This window comes from Cupriavidus sp. F041, from assembly GCF_057814235.1.
In genome coordinates, this window is sequence record NZ_JBVASY010000002.1 from 20,092 (window position 1) to 35,667 (window position 15,576).

The window sequence follows — 15,576 nt, forward strand, 5'->3', positions numbered from 1 at the left end:
ACAAGGATAACCATGACGTTCTTCTTTGAAATCCTGATCGGCGGCCTGTTGTCGGGATTGATGTACTCGCTGGTGGCGCTGGGCTTCGTGCTGATCTACAAGGCTTCGGGCGTATTCAACTTCGCGCAGGGCGCGATGGTCTACTTCGCCGCGCTGGCGGTGGTCGGGCTGATGGACAAGGGCCTGCCGATGTGGGCGGCGGTGATCGGCGCATTCGGCGTGATGGTGGTGGTAGGCATCAGCACCGAACGCCTGGTGTTGCGCAAGCTGGTCAACCAGCCGCCGATCACTCTGTTCATGGCGACCATCGGGCTGTCCTTCTTCCTCGAAGGACTGGGGCCGCTGCTGTTCGGCAATGAAGTCCGCCCGATCAACCTCGGCATCGTCGACGAGCCGATCGAATCCATCCTGACGCGCTTCAATATCGTGGTGTCCAAGTTCGACCTGGCGGCGGCGGGCATCGCCGGCCTGCTGGTGGGCACGCTGGCGCTGTTCTTCCAGTACACCAAGGTGGGCCGCGCGCTGCGCGCCGTGGCTGACGATCATCAGGCAGCGTTGTCGCTGGGGATTCCGCTGCAGCATATCTGGGCCATCGTGTGGGGCGTGGCGGGCTTCGTCGCGCTGGTGGCCGGCATGCTGTGGGGCTCGCGCAATGGCGTGCAGTTCGCGCTGACGCTGACGGCGCTCAAGGCGCTGCCGGTGCTGATCCTCGGCGGCTTTACCTCGGTGCCGGGCGCCATCGTCGGCGGCCTGATCATCGGTGCCTCGGAGAAGCTCGCCGAGATCTACATCCCGCCCGTATTCCAGTCCGCCTTCGGGGGCAACTTCGGTGGCATCGAGGGCTGGTTCCCGTATGTGTTTGCGCTGTTGTTCCTGCTGGTGCGGCCCGAGGGGCTGTTCGGTGAGAAACATATCGATCGTGTCTGACCGGCCTTTGCCCCAGGAGACAACCCATGTTCTACCGTGAATCCGGCCAGTTCAAGACCAGCTACCTGGCCGATAGCCAGATCTTCCCCATCCGCCAGGACCGCATCGGCTTTGCGGTGCTGATGGCGGTGGCCTTTATCGCGATTCCCCTGACCGGTTCGGAATACTGGTTCTCGGCCATCCTGATCCCGTTCCTGATCTTCGCGCTGGCCGCGCTCGGGCTGAATATCCTGACCGGCTACGCGGGACAGCTCTCGCTCGGCACGGCAGCCTTCATGGCCGTGGGCGCCTATGCCGCCTACAACTTCCAGTTGCGCATCGAAGGGCTGCCGGTGTTGCTGACCTTCATCCTCGCGGGATTGTCGGCGGCGCTGGTGGGTGTCGCCTTCGGGCTGCCGTCGCTGCGCATCAAGGGCTTCTACCTCGCTGTCGCGACGCTTGCCGCGCAGTTCTTCGTGGTGTGGGCGCTGACCAAGTTTCCCTGGTTTTCCAACAACAGTTCCTCCGGCGTGATCACCGCGCAGCAGCTGAACCTGTTCGGCATCGCCATCGACACCCCGGTAAAGAAGTATCTGTTCGTGCTGATGCTGGTGACGGTGCTGGCCATCGCCGCCAAGAACATGGTGCGCTCGTCCACCGGGCGCGCATGGATGTCGGTGCGCGACATGGACGTTGCGGCCGAGGTGATCGGCATTCCGCTGATGCGCACCAAGCTGCTGGCCTTCGCCGTCAGCTCGTTCTACTGCGGCGTGGCCGGCGCGCTCTATGCGTTCTGCTACCTGGGTTCGGTCGAACCCGACGGCTTCTCGCTCGACCTGTCCTTCCGCGTGCTGTTCATGATCATCATCGGCGGCGTGGGCAGCATCCTCGGCTCTTTCCTCGGCGCGGCCTTTATCCTGCTGCTGCCGATCTTCCTGGACAACGCGCTGCCGCCGCTGGCCGCGCTGCTGCACCTGCCTTTTACCAATGCCGCGGTGTCGCATATCCAGTTGATGGTGTTCGGCGCGCTGATCATCTTCTTCCTGGTCGTGGAGCCGCACGGTCTCGCGCGGCTGTGGCAGATCGCCAAGGAGAAGCTGCGGCTGTGGCCATTCCCGCATTAAGTACCAACGCATTGACGCTTTGACGTTTTCTAGGCCGGATCAAGCAAACGGGTATTCCATAACAAACACACACCTGCCAAGGTGAAGGAGACAGTCATGACCATCCTGATTCGCAATCTGCAGCGCATTGCCCTGGCGGTGGGAGCGTCCGCGGCGTTGCTGGCGCCGCTGGCGGTGCAAGCGCAGAGCGGCGAGCAGTTCGTCGCCCTGCCCAGCTATCGCGTCGGCCCCTATGGCGCCAACGGGCAGTCCTTTTACGGCGGCTTCGTCGACTACCTTAACTACGTCAACCTCAAGGAAGGTGGCGTGAATGGCGTCAAGCTCTCGTGGGAAGAGTGCGAGACGGAGTACAACAACGCCAAGGGCGTGGAGTGCTATGAGCGGCTCAAGAGCAAGAGCGCCGCCAGCAAGGGCACCGCGTATCACACCATGTCGACCGGTATCTCCTACGCGCTGGTGGACAAGACCGCGGCCGACAAGGTGCCGCTGGTCATGATGGGCTATGGCCGCACCGATGCGGTCGACGGCTCGGTGTTCCCCTATGCCTTCCCGCTGGTCACCACCTACCAGATGCAGGTCTCGGCCATCGTCAAGTACCTGGCCTCCAAGAGCGGCGGCTCGCTGGCGGGCAAGAAGATCGTCTACCTGTATCACGACTCGGCCTATGGCAAGGAGCCGATCGTGGCGCTGGAGGCCGAAGCCAAGCTCGGCAAGTTCAACCTCGTCGAGATCCCGGTGGCGCACCCTGGCAACGAGCAGGGCGCGCAGTGGCTGAAGATCCGCCAGGAGAATCCTGACTACGTGATCTTCTGGGGCTGGGGCGTGATGAACCAGACCGCGCTCAAGGCCGCGCAGAAGGTGGGCTTCGCACGTGACAAGATGGTCGGCTCCTGGTGGGCTGGCTCCGAGGAAGACACCTTGCCCGCCGGTGACGCAGCCAAGGGCTATATGAGCGCGACCTGGAACGTGGCCGGCAAGGGCGTGCCGGTGATCGCCGATATCGACAAGGTGGTCTACGGCGCCGGCAAGGGCAATATGCAGGACCGCAACAAGGTCGGCTCGGTGCTCTACAACCGCGGCGTGTCCGCCGCGGTGGTGACCGTGGAAGCGATCCGCGTGGCGCAGGCCAAGTATGGCAAGGGCAAGGTCATGAGCGGCGACGACATGCGCTGGGCCTTCGAGAACCTGAACCTGACCAATGCGCGGCTTGCCCAACTGGGCGCGACCGGTCTGCTGCCGGAGATCAAGACCAGTTGCGATAACCACGAGGGTTCGGGCAAGGTGAAGATCCAGCAGTGGGATGGCACCAAGTGGGTGGTGGTGTCGGACTGGATCGAAGGCAACAAGAACCTGATCCATCCGCTGTTCAAGGCGAGTGCCGCGCAGTTCGCGAAAGAGAAGGGCATTTCGCCTACGTGCATGAAGTCTTGAGCGGGCGCCGCGAGGCGTTTGTTGTTGACTCCGCTCTCCCGCGCACGGGGGAGCGGGGATGAAGCAAGCCAGGAACCACCAACCGAGCCGCATCATGAGCCTGTTGTCCGTCAACAATATCGAAGTCATCTACGACCACGTCATCCTGGTGCTCAAGGGCGTTTCGCTCGACGTGCCGGAAGGGCGGATCGTGGCGCTGCTGGGCGCCAACGGCGCGGGCAAGACCACCACGCTCAAGGCCATCTCCAACCTGCTGCATGCCGAGCGAGGCGACGTCACCAAGGGCTCGATCGAATATCGCGGCAACCGGGTCGACCGGCTCACGCCCAACGAGCTGGTCAAGCGCGGCGTGATCCAGGTGATGGAAGGGCGGCATTGCTTTGCCCACCTGACGCTGGAAGAAAACCTGCTGACCGGCGCCTATACGCGCGGCCTGTCGCGCAGCGAGACGCGCGATGCGCTGGAACGCATCTACGAGTACTTTCCCCGCCTGAAGACGCGCCGCAAATCGCAGGCGGGCTACACCTCCGGCGGCGAGCAGCAGATGTGCGCGATCGGCCGGGCCATGATGGCCAAGCCCAGCATGATCCTGCTCGACGAGCCGTCGATGGGCCTGGCGCCGCAGATCGTCGAGGAGATCTTCGAGATCGTGCGCGACCTCAACCAGCGCGAGAAGGTCAGCTTCCTGCTGGCCGAGCAGAACACTATGGTGGCGCTGCGCTATGCGGACTACGGCTACATCCTGGAGAACGGCCGCGTGGTGATGGATGGCGCGGCCGAGGCGCTGCGGACCAATGAGGATGTGAAGGAGTTCTACCTGGGCGTGGCGGCGAACGATGGAGAGGGCGGCGGGCGGAGTTCCTTCCGCGACGTAAAAAGCTATCGCCGCCGCAAGCGCTGGCTGGCCTGAGAAGAGCTCTCGGTCTTAAACACAACGCCGATCGGTGAGCGCTGCCTCACGCGGTTCATCACGCGACTACTACGCGAACTACGCACCATGTCTGAACACTTCGATTCGCTCGAAACGCGCGCCCCTGAAGTCCGCTCGCAGGCTTTGCTGGCGGCCTTGTCGCGGCAAGTCGCGCATGCCAAGGCGCATGCCCCTTATTTCGCTGAGGTCTTGCGCGATGTGGATCCGCGTGCGCTGGATTCCCGCGCGGCGCTGGCGGCACTGCCGGTGACGCGCAAGTCCGAGCTGACGGCGCGGCAGAAGGCGATGCCGCCGCTGGGCGGGCTCAATGCGACCCCGCTTGGGGGCTTGCGGCATATCTTCCAGTCGCCGGGGCCGATCAACGAGCCGGACGGGCACGACGCCGACTGGTGGCGCATCGCGCGCGCCATGTTCGCGGCAGGCTTCCGTTCTGGCGATCTGGTCTACAACACCTTCTCCTATCACTTCACGCCAGCCGGCATGATGATGGAAACCGGTGCCCATCGCCTGGGCTGCTGCGTGTTTCCCGCCGGCGTGGGCCAGACCGAATCGCAGGTGCAGGCGCTGGCCAGCCTGCAGCCGGCGGCCTACGCGGGCACGCCATCGTTTCTGAAGTTGCTGCTGGAGAGGGGCGACGAACTCGGCCTGCCTTGCCGCAGCCTGGGCAAGGCGCTGGTGTCCGGCGAGGCGCTGCCTCCCTCGCTGCGCGCGTGGTTTGGCGAGCGCGGCATCCGGGTGCAGCAGATGTATGGCAGCGCCGATGTGGGCCTGATTGCCTATGAGACCCAGGGCGGCGATGGCTGGGTGGTGGACGAGAACGTGCTGGTCGAGATCGTCGAGCCGGGTGGCACGCAGCCGATGCCGGAGGGCGAGACCGGCGAGGTGGTGGTGACCGTGCTCGGCAACGGCGACTATCCGCTGATCCGCTTCGGCACGGGCGACCTTTCGGCGTTCGTGGCCGGTTCGGGCGAGCGCGCCAGCCCGTGCGGGCGAACCAACCTGCGCCTGAAGGGCTGGCTTGGACGCGCCGACCAGACTACCAAGGTCAAGGGCATGTTCGTGCATCCCGGCCAGGTGGGCGAGGTGGTGCGGCGCCATCCCGAGGTGCGCGCCGCGCGCCTGGTGGTGACGGGCAGCGTTGGCGCCGACGTGATGACCCTGCATTGCGATGCCACGCGCGACGATGCGAGCCTGGGGCGAGCCATCGGCGAATCGCTGCGTGAAGTCATGCGCCTGCGTGGCGAAGTGCGCTTCGTGGCGGCGGGTTCGCTGCCGCAGGATGGCAAGGTGATCGAGGACGCGCGCAGCTACGACTGAGCGCGATCGCCAGTTTGCTCGGGCGGCGCGGCGTGGCCGCCCGGTGGGCGCGTCGGCAGCCGTAGCAGCCACGCGCTGACGGCCGCCGCGGTGGCAACCAGCGCCAGCGACGCCAGCGGGCGCTCGCGCATCAGCCACGCGGTGATGCCCATCGACGGCCACATCATCCCGATGGCCAGGCACTTGGCACGCAGCGGCACGCTGCGGTGCACCTGCCAGTCATGCACCAGCGGGCCGAAGCGCGGATGCGCCAGCAGCCGCGCATGAAAGCGCTCCGAGCCGCGCGCGAAGCAGGCGGCGGCCAGCAGCACGAACGGCGTGGTCGGCAGCACCGGCAGGAAGATGCCGGCAATGCCCAGCAGCAGGCTGAGCACGCCAAGCACCACCCATAGCGCGCGCAGCGCCCGCTGCCTGCGGCCGCGGATCATGCCGGCTCCGGCGGCGCCGGGCGGGGACATTGCGCTCAGACCGCCAGCCCCAGGCGGGCGCGGGCCTCGTTGTACTCGGCCTTCATGCGCGCCACGATTTCGCCGGCGGTGGGGATGTCGTGGATCTGGCCCACGCCCTGGCCGGCGCCCCACACGTCCTTCCATGCCTTGGCCTTGGAGGCGCCGCTGGAGAAGTCCATCTTGGTCTTGTCGGCCACGGGCAGGTTCTCGGGATCCAGCCCCGACGCCTCGATGCTCTCGCGGATATAGTTGCCGTGCACGCCAGTGAACAGGTTGGTGTAGATGATGTCGGCCGCGGCGGAGGTGGTGATCGACTGCTTGTAGGTCTCGCTGGCGTGCGCTTCCTGCGAGGCGATGAAGCGGGTGCCCACATAGGCGAAGTCCGCTCCCATGGCCTGCGCGGCCAGCACGGATTCGCCGTTGGCGATCGAGCCCGACAGCGCGATCACGCCGTCGAAGATCTTGCGCACTTCGCCCACCAGCGCGAACGGCGACAGCGTGCCGGCATGCCCGCCGGCGCCGGCCGCGACCAGGATCAGGCCGTCCACGCCGGCTTCGATCGCCTTCTCGGCGTGGCGGATGCTGATGACGTCGTGCAGCACGATGCCGCCATAGCTGTGCACCGCGTCGATCATCTCCTTGGGCGGCGCGCGCAGCGAGGTGATGAAGATCGGCACCTTGTGGTCCACGCACACCTTGATGTCGTGCTCTAGCCGCGCGTTCGAGACGTGCACGATCTGGTTGACCGCGATCGGTCCAACCGGCTTGTCCGGATTGGCGGCGCGGAAGCTGGCGAGTTCCTCTTCCATCTGCGTGAGCCACTCGCCCAGCATCTCGGCCGGGCGCGCATTCAGCGCGGGGAAGGAACCGACGATGCCGGCCTTGCACTGCGCCAGCACCAGCTCGGGGTAGCTGACGATGAACATCGGCGAGGAAATCACGGGCAGCGCCAGGTTTTGCAGGACCTGGGGCAGTTGTTTGGCGGCGGGCATGGCGTCTCCTGGACCACGTACGGGCGCCGGTGGCGCCCTGGATATGAACGATCGTTCGATTATAGGGAGTTTCGGCTTGCGGGCGTTAGAAGGGGCAATCTACGCCGCGGTGATCGCTCTCTCTTCACCATAGACGACCGGCGGCATTGGCGAAGCCGGGCGGCCTGGCCATGGCGGCACCGGACGCTGCCACTTAGCGGATGCACATGGGGTGCCCTGCCATGTCCTTCCGTTGACGGCTCATCGCTTCGTCGCCGACAAACGGCCGGAGCAAAAAAAACCCCGCTACGCCGCGGGGCCAACTACCACGAAGACTGATAGGAAGAGGCGGAAGGGCACCTGCCAATGCCGCGTCCGCACACCGGACTATAGGTGGCGTTTGTGACGAGCCGAAGACGCTCGCGTGAAGGCGGGATGACCGTTGCGCGCGCCTGGCTTGCCCATGAAAAACGGCGCACGCGGGCGCCGTTCATCCTTGGCCGAGGCGCCCGGATTTCAGATCTTTTCCAGCAGGAGGCCCTTGAGATACTCGCCTTCGGGGAAGGCGGCCAGCATCGGGTGATCGGTGCCGGCCGAGAGGCGGCGCAGGATGCGCGCATCGGCACGGGCGTCGGTAGCCGCGCCAGCCACGATCTTCTGGAACAGCTCCATGCTGATCGCACCCGAGCACGAATAGGTGAACAGCAGGCCGCCCGGACGCAGCAACTGCAGGCCGACCAGGTTGATTTCCTTGTAGGCGCGCGCGGCGCGGTCGATGTGCTGGGCGGAGGGCGCGAACTTGGGCGGGTCCAGCACCACCAGGTCGAACTGGCGGCCTTCGGCGCGGAACTGGCGCAGCGACTTGAATACATCGGCATCGAGCCAGCTCGCGCGCTCGGGGTCGAAGCCATTCAGGGTGACGTTGCCAGCGGCGGTCTTGAGTGCTTCGCCGGAGGAGTCGATCGAGGTCACCGCGGTGGCGCCGCCACGCAGCGCCGCCAGCGAGAAGCCGCCGGTGTAGCAGAAGCAGTTGAGCACCTCGCGGCCGTTGGCGAGGTCGCCCACCAGCTTGCGGTTGTCGCGCTGGTCGACATAGAAGCCGGTCTTGTGGCCGCTGCGCACGTCCACGTAGTAGCGCACGCCGTGTTCGGTCACGCTGAGTTCAGGATCGGGTTCGGCGCCGGCCAGCACACCCGTCACCAGCGGCAGGCCTTCGCGTTCGCGCACGGCGGCGTCGGAGCGCTCGTACACGTTGGGGCAGCCGGTTTCCTTGACCAGCGCCTGCACCAGCGCGTCCTTCCACGCTTCGACGCCGGCGGCGTTGAATTGGCACACCAGCTGGCCGTTCGCGCCGCTGCCGTAGTAATCGACGATTAGTCCAGGCAGGCGGTCGGCTTCACCGAACACCAGGCGCACCGCGTCGCTGTCCCTGACCCACTGCTTGCGATGGGCGACGGCGGCGGAGACACGCCGCTTGAACATGGCGTGATCGACCGGCTCGTTTTCGTCGAAGCTCCACACCCGCACGCGAATCTGGGAGCTAGGGCTGTAGGCCCCGCGCGCCAGGAAGCGGCCGTCGGCGGCGCGCACGATCACGGTGCTGCCGGATTCACAGCGGCCTTCGATGGTGTCCACGCCGGTGGCATAGACCCAGGGGTGGCGGCGCAGCAGGGATTTTTCCTTGCCGGGCTTGAGGGTGATGGTGTTCATGGTTTGTTGTTTTAGGCGCCAGACGAAGCCGGGCGAATAGGCCAACCCGGTCCGAAGTGCCTGATTGTTGTTACTCCCTCTCCCCTCAGGGGGCCTCAGGGGGAGAGGGGCGGGGAGAGGGGTGGCTTAGCCAGGAGCCACAACGAGCAGAGCCAAGTTCTTGTCCAGCACGGTAACATTGGATACGCCCGCCCTCTCCCCCAGCCCCTCTCCCGCCAGGCGGGAGAGGGGAGCCACGCAGTGCATGGCGGGAGGATTGTGGCAAGCTGGCCGGCCCGCTACACCGCCCAACCGCTTAGAGCACCACCTTCACCATCGGGTGGGAAGTCAGCGCGCGGTACAGGTCGTCGAGCTGTTCGCGGCTGGTGACCCATACCGTGACGGTCAGGCCGAGGTAGTTGCCCTTGCTCGAAGGACGCATTTCCATCTTGCCGGCGTGGAAGTCGGGATCGAAGCCCTGCACCAGCGTCACGATGGCTTCGGCGAAGCCATCCTGCATGCTGCCCATCACCTTGATGGGGAAATGGCTGGGATACTCGATCAGCGACTCGCGCGGCGGGACGTTGCCCGGCTTGCCCTGGTCGGACTTGTCGTTGCTCATTTCAAGGCCCTCCAACTTACTTGCGCTTGAACCACAGGCGGATGGTATCCCACAGGCGGCCGAAGAAGCCTGCCTCGGGCACGTCTTCCAGCGCCACTACCGGGAATTCGGCCACCTTGGTGGCGCCGTCCATCAGCTTGACCGTGCCGACCTGCTGGCCGGCCGCGATCGGGGCCAGCAGCAGTTCCTGGCGTTCCAGCACCGGCTTGATGCGGCCGCCCGTGCCCTTTGGCACGGTGATGTACGTTTCGTCCTTGACGCCGATCTTGACGGTGGATTCCTTGCCCTTGTAGATCTCCGGCGTGGCCAGCACCTGCCCGCGGTCGTACAGGCGCAGGGTGTCGAAGAACTGGAAGCCGTAGTTGAGGATCTTCAGGCTTTCCTGCGTGCGGACCGCTTCGGTGGTGGTGCCGATCACGATCGAGACCAGGCGGCGCGAACCGTTCGGCACATTGGCCAGCGGACGCTTGGCCGAGGAGATCAGGCAGTAGCCGGCCGACTTGGTGTGGCCCGTCTTGACGCCGTCCACGGTCGGGTCGATGTAGAGCAGGCGGTTGCGGTTGGGCTGGCGGATCTTGTTGTAGGTGAATTCCTTCTGCGAGTACATGCTGTAGTACTCGGGGAAGTCCTTGATGATGCGCGTGGTCAGCGTGGCCAGATCCATGGCCGTGGTGTAGTGGTTCGGATCGGGGATGCCGTCGGTGTTGGTGAAGTGGGTGTTCTTCATTCCCAGTTGCTGTGCTTCGCGATTCATCATCGCCACGAAGCCTTCCTCCGAGCCGCCTACCGCTTCGGCCAGCGCCAGCGCAGCGTCGTTGCCCGACTGCACGATCAGGCCCAGCAGCAGGTCGCGCACGCTCACCGGCTTGTTGGGCTCCAGGAACATGCGCGATTCGTCGCTCTTGACCTTCAGGACCAGCGTGGTCGGCACCACGGTCTGGTCGATCGTGAGGCGCTTTTCCTTGATAGCGGCAAACGCCAGGTAGGCGGTCATCAGCTTGGTCAGCGAGGCCGGCTCGATGCGCGCATCGGCGTTCTGCGAAGCCAGGGCCTGGCCGCTGGTGACGTCGTACAGCATCCAGGACTTGGCCGCGACCTGCGGCATCGGCACGCCCTGGGCGCGCACGGGCGCTGAGGCAAGTACCGTGGCCGCGCCGACGATGGCGGCGGTGACGATGGCGGACGTGTTGGCGGACGCGAAAAGCGGCGTGGCTCTATTCAACATGTTTCAGTTTCCGACAAAAAAAAGGGGCGGGGAATGCATCCGGTGACATGGCAGGGCGGCGCGCCGCTCCCGTCACTGGTCCCACGCATTGACGACGAGCTGCTTGATCAGGTGCAGCTTGCGATGAAAGAAGTGGTCGGCGCCGGGGATCACGATCACAGGCAGTTCCTGCGGGCGGGCCCAGTCGAACACGCTTGCCAGCGGTACGGTGTCATCCTGCTCGCCGTGTATGACGATAGTGTCGGCCGGCACCGTGGCCACTTCCCAGCGGCTGGCGGCGGTCCCCACCATGACCAGGCGCTGCGCCGGCGTGCCGGCCTCGGCCAGGCGCCGGGCCACATGGCTTGCCACGAAGCTGCCGAAGGAGAAGCCGCCCAGCGCCAGCGGCAGCGTGGCGGCATCCGGCGACCACGCGGCCTGGGTGCGCATCCAGGCAATCACCGCCAGCAGGTCGTCCTGCTCGCCCACGCCGTTGTCATGGCTGCCCGCGGTGCCGCCGACGCCACGGAAGTTTGGGCGCACGGAGGCGTATCCCAGCTGCACGAAACTGCGCGCCAGCGTTTGCGCCACCTTGTTGTCCTTGGTGCCACCAAACAGCGGATGCGGATGGGCCACCAGCGCGAGGCCGCGCGGGGCGCCGGCCTGGGGCAGGTCGACCGAAATGTCGATGGCGCCGGCTGGGCCGGCAACGGTAAGTACCTGGGTATGCGCGTTCATGGAAACAGGAAGCGGGTGACTGGCTAAAGCGCGGCTGCGCCCGGGGTTCAGCGGCTTATCGGTTCAGCGTATCTGCGTGGCCGCCGGTCAGCGATCGAGCATCAGGCGTTCGACCGGCTTGCCGCCCACCAGATGGCTGTCGATGATTTCGTCGATGTCATGCTCGTCGACGAAGGTGTACCAGACGGCCTCGGGATAGACCACCAGCACCGGCCCGAGTTCACAGCGGTTCAGGCAGCCAGCCTTGTTGATGCGCACCCGCCCTTCGCCGCCGCTGATGCCGAGCGCCTTGCAGCGTTTCTTGGCGTATTCCTGCATGGCCTTCGCATTGTGGTCAGCGCAGCAAGCGCCGCCATCCTCGCGCTGGTTGAGGCAGAAGAAAACATGGTGCTCGTAGTAGCTGCTCATGCGTGGTGGGCGTTCGGCGGCTTGCGGCACCGCAAGGCAAAGGTGCCCCGGGCGCGCGCCGGCCGCCAGGGAATGGGTGGAAGGGCTGAATTATACGGTGTGAAGCGGGGCGGTTCGACGCTTTGGGCCCCGGCTTAGATGCCGCGGGCGCCGTGCCGCCGGCATGGGTGGCGTAGCGCGCACCCGCGCGGACTGGATCGTCCGGATCCCCGGACGCGCATTTTCCGGATTTCCGGAAAGCCGGAGTGAACGCGCGGCCGCTTTTCCAGCTTCCCTTTGAAATCAGGGACTTGGCGCGGCGTGACGGGCTGGCATGGCGGTTGCGATTACTAAGGCAGACGCGTTCCATTTGCAGGGCGCGCGAACCTGCCGCCGCTGCGGCGGCGGGCACGGTCAAAATACCGAGGACGACATCATGAGGAAACCCTTCTACAAGATCCTGTACGTGCAGGTGCTATTCGCCATCGCGGTGGGCATCGTGCTCGGGCACTTCTGGCCCGCTACGGGCATTGCAATGAAGCCGCTGGGCGACGGCTTCATCAAGCTGATCAAGATGATCATCGGGCCGATCATCTTCTGTACCGTGGTGTCCGGCATCGCCGGCATGCGCGACATGAAGAAGGTGGGCCGCGTGGGCGGCAAGGCGCTGCTGTACTTCGAGGTGATCTCCACCTTTGCGCTGCTGATCGGCCTGCTGTCCGCGCACATACTGAAGCCGGGCGTCGGATTCAACATCGATCCGGCCACGCTCGACACCAAGGCGATCTCGCAATACGTGACGCAGGCGCACGGCCAGAGCACGGTCGAGTTCTTCATGCACATCATCCCGGACACGATGGTCAGCGCGTTCGCCAACGGCGACATCCTGCAGATCCTGCTGATTTCGCTGTTCTTCGGCTCGGCGCTGGCGGCGATGGGCGACCGCTCGAAGATCGTGTTCGACTTCGTCGAACAGGTATCCAAGGTGTTCTTCCACATCGTGCATGTGATCACCAAGGTGGCGCCGCTCGGCGCGTTCGGCGCGATGGCCTTCACCATCGGCAAGTACGGCCTCGGTTCGCTGGTGCCGCTGCTCAAGCTGATCGGCACCTTCTACTTCACCGCGATCGTCTTCGTGGTGGTGGTGCTGGGTACGGTGGCGCGCCTGACGGGTTTCAACATCTTCCGCTTCATCTCCTACATCAAGGAAGAACTGCTGATCGTACTGGGCACCAGCTCGTCGGAAGCCGCGCTGCCGCACCTGATGGAAAAGCTGGAAAAACTGGGCTGCTCCAAATCGGTGGTGGGGCTGGTGGTGCCCACGGGTTACTCCTTCAACCTGGATGGCACCAACATCTACATGACCATGGCGGTGCTCTTCATCGCCCAGGCCACCGGCATCGAGCTCACGCTGCTGCAGCAGCTCACCGTCCTGGGCGTGGCGATGATCACCTCCAAGGGCGCCAGCGGCGTGACCGGCTCCGGCTTCATCACGCTGGCCGCCACGCTGGCTGTGGTGCCGGATATTCCGGTGGCGGGCATGGTGCTGATCCTGGGCATCGACCGCTTCATGAGCGAATGCCGTGCGCTGACGAATATCATCGGCAACGGCGTGGCGACGGTGGTCATGTCGGCGTGGGAGCATGAACTTGACCGCGTGCAGCTTGACCGCGCGCTGCGCCCTGGCGGCGATGAAACGGACGAACTTGCCGAAGCCGGCGCCGGCGCCCGCTGAGGTCCCGGCCTCCGGGGCGGCGGCGCCAGCCGGCGCCGCCCGCCAGCGGGTATCATCGGCGCGTGTCCCTTCGCGTGCGCCGATGTCACATTCCGACGATTTCCTCGCTGTGCATGATCCCGCTTCCGCCCGCCTGGTGCATGCGCCGGGCGATGGCGGCGGAAGCTGGCGAGGCTTTGCCGCGGCGTTGATCGTCGGCCTGCTGGCGCTGTGCTCGCTGACCTGGCTGGTTTCGGTGCAGCGCGGCGTCGATGGCCTGCAACAGACCACGGCGACCCGCGCCGATCGCTACGCGGCCACGCTGGAAAGCACGCTCGACCGCTACGAGTTCCTTCCCGCGCTGGTCTCGCTCCATCCTTTCGTTCACGACCTGCTGGCCGCGCCCGCCGATCCCGCGCGGGTGGCGGCGGCCAACCGCTACCTGTCCGACGTCAATCGCCGCGCGCGCGCCTCGGCCACCTATGTGATCGCCGCCAACGGCCTGGCGCTGGCCGCCAGCAACCATGACCAGCCGGGCAGTTTCGTCGGCACCGACTATCGTTTTCGCCCCTATTTCCAGATCGCCTCGCGCGGGGAGGTCGGGCGCTTCTACGCCATCGGCATCACCAGCGACGAACCCGGCTATTACATCGCCCAGCCCGTGAAGGTGGGCAGCCGGGTGGTGGGCGTGACCGTGGTCAAGCTCAACCTGGAGTGGTTCCAGCGCGCGGGCGCCGGCGGCGCCGAGCCGGTGATGGTGAGCGATGACCACGGCGTGGTTTTCCTTTCTTCGGTGCCGGCCTGGCAGTACCGCACGCTGCGGCCGCTGCCGCCCGAGTTGCAGCAGGAGCTGGACCGCACCCGCCAGTACCACGACCAGGCGGTCAAGCCGCTGCCGCTGGAGGCGCTGCAATCGCCGGTCACGCGCTGGCTCGGCCATACGGTGCTGGGCGAGGGCGCGCGGCTGGTGCGCATCGGCACAGGTGGCAGCGCCGAGCGTTACCTCGAGATCAGCCGCAAGGTGGGCCCGGCCGACTGGACCATGCACGTGATGGCCTCGCTGGACCCGGTGCTGGCGAGCGCGCGCAATGTCACCGTGGGCGCGGCGCTGGCCTATGCCTGCATGTGCCTGCTGCTGTTCAACTGGCGCCAGCGCCGCCAGCGGGCGCGCGACATCGAATACGGCAGGCGCCTGCTCGAAGCCGCTTACGACGAACTCGAGCGGCGCGTGGAGGCGCGCACGGCTGACCTGATGGCCATCAACGAGCAACTGGAAGCCGAAGTGGCCGAACGCACGCGCGCCGAGGGCGAACTGCGCGCGGCACAGGACGAACTGGTGCAGGCCAGCAAGCTGGCGGCGCTGGGCCAGATGGCGGCGGGCATTACCCATGAGCTGAACCAGCCGCTGGCGGCCCTGCGCACCTTTTCCGACAACACCCGCGTGCTGCTGGAGCGCGGCAAGTTTGATGCGGTGACCGACAACCTGGCCGCCATTGCCGATCTCACGGCACGCATGGGCAAGATCACCGGGCAGCTCAAGCTGTTCGCCGGCAAGGCGCGCCAGCGCCGCCACGCGGTGCATGTGCGCGCCGCGCTGGATCACGTGCTGGCGCTGATGGCGCCGCGGCTCGCCCACGTCACGCTAAGGGTGGAGGGCTTGTCGCAGCCGCCCGGGCCTGCGGTGTGGGCCGACGAGCTAAAGCTTGAGCAAGTGCTGCTCAATCTCATCGGCAACGCGCTGGATGCGCTGGCCACCGCTGCGCCGGATGCGCCATGCGTGGAAGTGGCGGTTAGCGAGCACGGCGACACCGTCAGCATCGCGGTGCGCGACAACGGCACCGGCATTCCGGCCGACGTCTTGCCCAGGCTGTTCGAACCCTTCTTTACCACCAAGGAAATCGGCCAGGGCCTGGGCCTTGGACTGGCCATCTCCACCTCCATCGTGCGCGAATTCGGCGGCCAGCTGAGCGCGGCCGACCAGCCGGATGGCGGCGCCGAATTCGTGGTGGTGCTGCGGCGCGCACCTGCGCCCGATGGCGCCGCGCCCCGCGCCGCGCCAAGATCCACCTCCCCCACCCATACTGAGTGAGCAT

14 protein-coding genes are annotated in these 15,576 nt (G+C 65.9%); 7 read left to right on the forward strand and 7 right to left on the reverse strand.

What is annotated here, in order from left to right; translation table 11 throughout:
* Positions 1–12 precede the first annotated feature (12 nt).
* The 5 genes from ACZY0R_RS17060 to ACZY0R_RS17080 all read left to right on the forward strand — a co-directional run bounded on the left by ACZY0R_RS17060 (position 13) and on the right by ACZY0R_RS17080 (position 5,709).
* Positions 13–927 carry a branched-chain amino acid ABC transporter permease gene (locus ACZY0R_RS17060; protein WP_035875777.1) on the forward strand — a complete coding sequence of 305 codons (915 nt, stop codon included), beginning with the start codon at positions 13–15 and terminating at the stop codon, positions 925–927.
* Between the two features lie 26 nt (positions 928–953).
* A complete protein-coding gene (locus tag ACZY0R_RS17065) occupies positions 954–2,030 on the forward strand; it encodes a branched-chain amino acid ABC transporter permease (RefSeq protein WP_035875779.1) in 1,077 nt (358 codons plus the stop codon).
* Positions 2,031–2,126: 96 nt separating this feature from the next.
* Entirely contained in the window at positions 2,127–3,461 is a 1,335-nt protein-coding gene (locus tag ACZY0R_RS17070; protein WP_488859823.1) for an ABC transporter substrate-binding protein, read from the forward strand.
* Positions 3,462–3,555: 94 nt separating this feature from the next.
* Complete coding sequence (locus ACZY0R_RS17075; RefSeq protein ID WP_045236120.1) at positions 3,556–4,371, forward strand: ABC transporter ATP-binding protein; 816 nt, start codon at positions 3,556–3,558, stop codon at positions 4,369–4,371.
* An 87-nt stretch (positions 4,372–4,458) separates the two neighbouring features.
* Complete coding sequence (locus tag ACZY0R_RS17080) at positions 4,459–5,709, forward strand: phenylacetate--CoA ligase family protein (protein ID WP_488859825.1); 1,251 nt, start codon at positions 4,459–4,461, stop codon at positions 5,707–5,709.
* On the opposite strand, the gene ACZY0R_RS17085 is transcribed toward ACZY0R_RS17080, so the two are convergent.
* From ACZY0R_RS17085 to ACZY0R_RS17115, 7 genes are all read right to left on the reverse strand, one after another.
* Complete coding sequence (locus ACZY0R_RS17085; protein ID WP_488859827.1) at positions 5,700–6,137, reverse strand: YbaN family protein; 438 nt, start codon at positions 6,135–6,137, stop codon at positions 5,700–5,702. The genes ACZY0R_RS17080 and ACZY0R_RS17085 overlap by 10 nt on opposite strands.
* 35 nt (positions 6,138–6,172) lie before the next feature.
* Positions 6,173–7,150, reverse strand: coding sequence for an NAD(P)H-dependent flavin oxidoreductase (locus ACZY0R_RS17090; RefSeq protein ID WP_045236117.1), 978 nt, complete (start codon positions 7,148–7,150; stop codon positions 6,173–6,175).
* Between the two features lie 495 nt (positions 7,151–7,645).
* Positions 7,646–8,839 (reverse strand): class I SAM-dependent rRNA methyltransferase, encoded by a 1,194-nt coding sequence (locus tag ACZY0R_RS17095; protein WP_488859829.1) that lies wholly within the window; start codon positions 8,837–8,839, stop codon positions 7,646–7,648.
* A 295-nt stretch (positions 8,840–9,134) separates the two neighbouring features.
* A complete protein-coding gene (locus tag ACZY0R_RS17100; RefSeq protein WP_488859831.1) occupies positions 9,135–9,440 on the reverse strand; it encodes a YbeD family protein in 306 nt (101 codons plus the stop codon).
* A 16-nt stretch (positions 9,441–9,456) separates the two neighbouring features.
* A complete protein-coding gene (locus tag ACZY0R_RS17105) occupies positions 9,457–10,665 on the reverse strand; it encodes a D-alanyl-D-alanine carboxypeptidase family protein (protein WP_488859833.1) in 1,209 nt (402 codons plus the stop codon).
* A 72-nt stretch (positions 10,666–10,737) separates the two neighbouring features.
* Entirely contained in the window at positions 10,738–11,382 is a 645-nt protein-coding gene (locus ACZY0R_RS17110) for an alpha/beta hydrolase (protein ID WP_488859835.1), read from the reverse strand.
* An 87-nt stretch (positions 11,383–11,469) separates the two neighbouring features.
* On the reverse strand, positions 11,470–11,790 hold the full coding sequence (locus ACZY0R_RS17115) for a (2Fe-2S) ferredoxin domain-containing protein (RefSeq protein ID WP_488859837.1): 321 nt from the start codon (positions 11,788–11,790) through the stop codon (positions 11,470–11,472).
* A gap of 412 nt (positions 11,791–12,202) precedes the next feature.
* Here ACZY0R_RS17115 and ACZY0R_RS17120 point away from each other — a divergent pair, with 412 nt between their 5' ends.
* Complete coding sequence (locus ACZY0R_RS17120; RefSeq protein WP_488866000.1) at positions 12,203–13,504, forward strand: dicarboxylate/amino acid:cation symporter; 1,302 nt, start codon at positions 12,203–12,205, stop codon at positions 13,502–13,504.
* A gap of 82 nt (positions 13,505–13,586) precedes the next feature.
* Complete coding sequence (locus tag ACZY0R_RS17125; protein ID WP_488859839.1) at positions 13,587–15,572, forward strand: sensor histidine kinase; 1,986 nt, start codon at positions 13,587–13,589, stop codon at positions 15,570–15,572.
* Positions 15,573–15,576 lie beyond the last annotated feature (4 nt).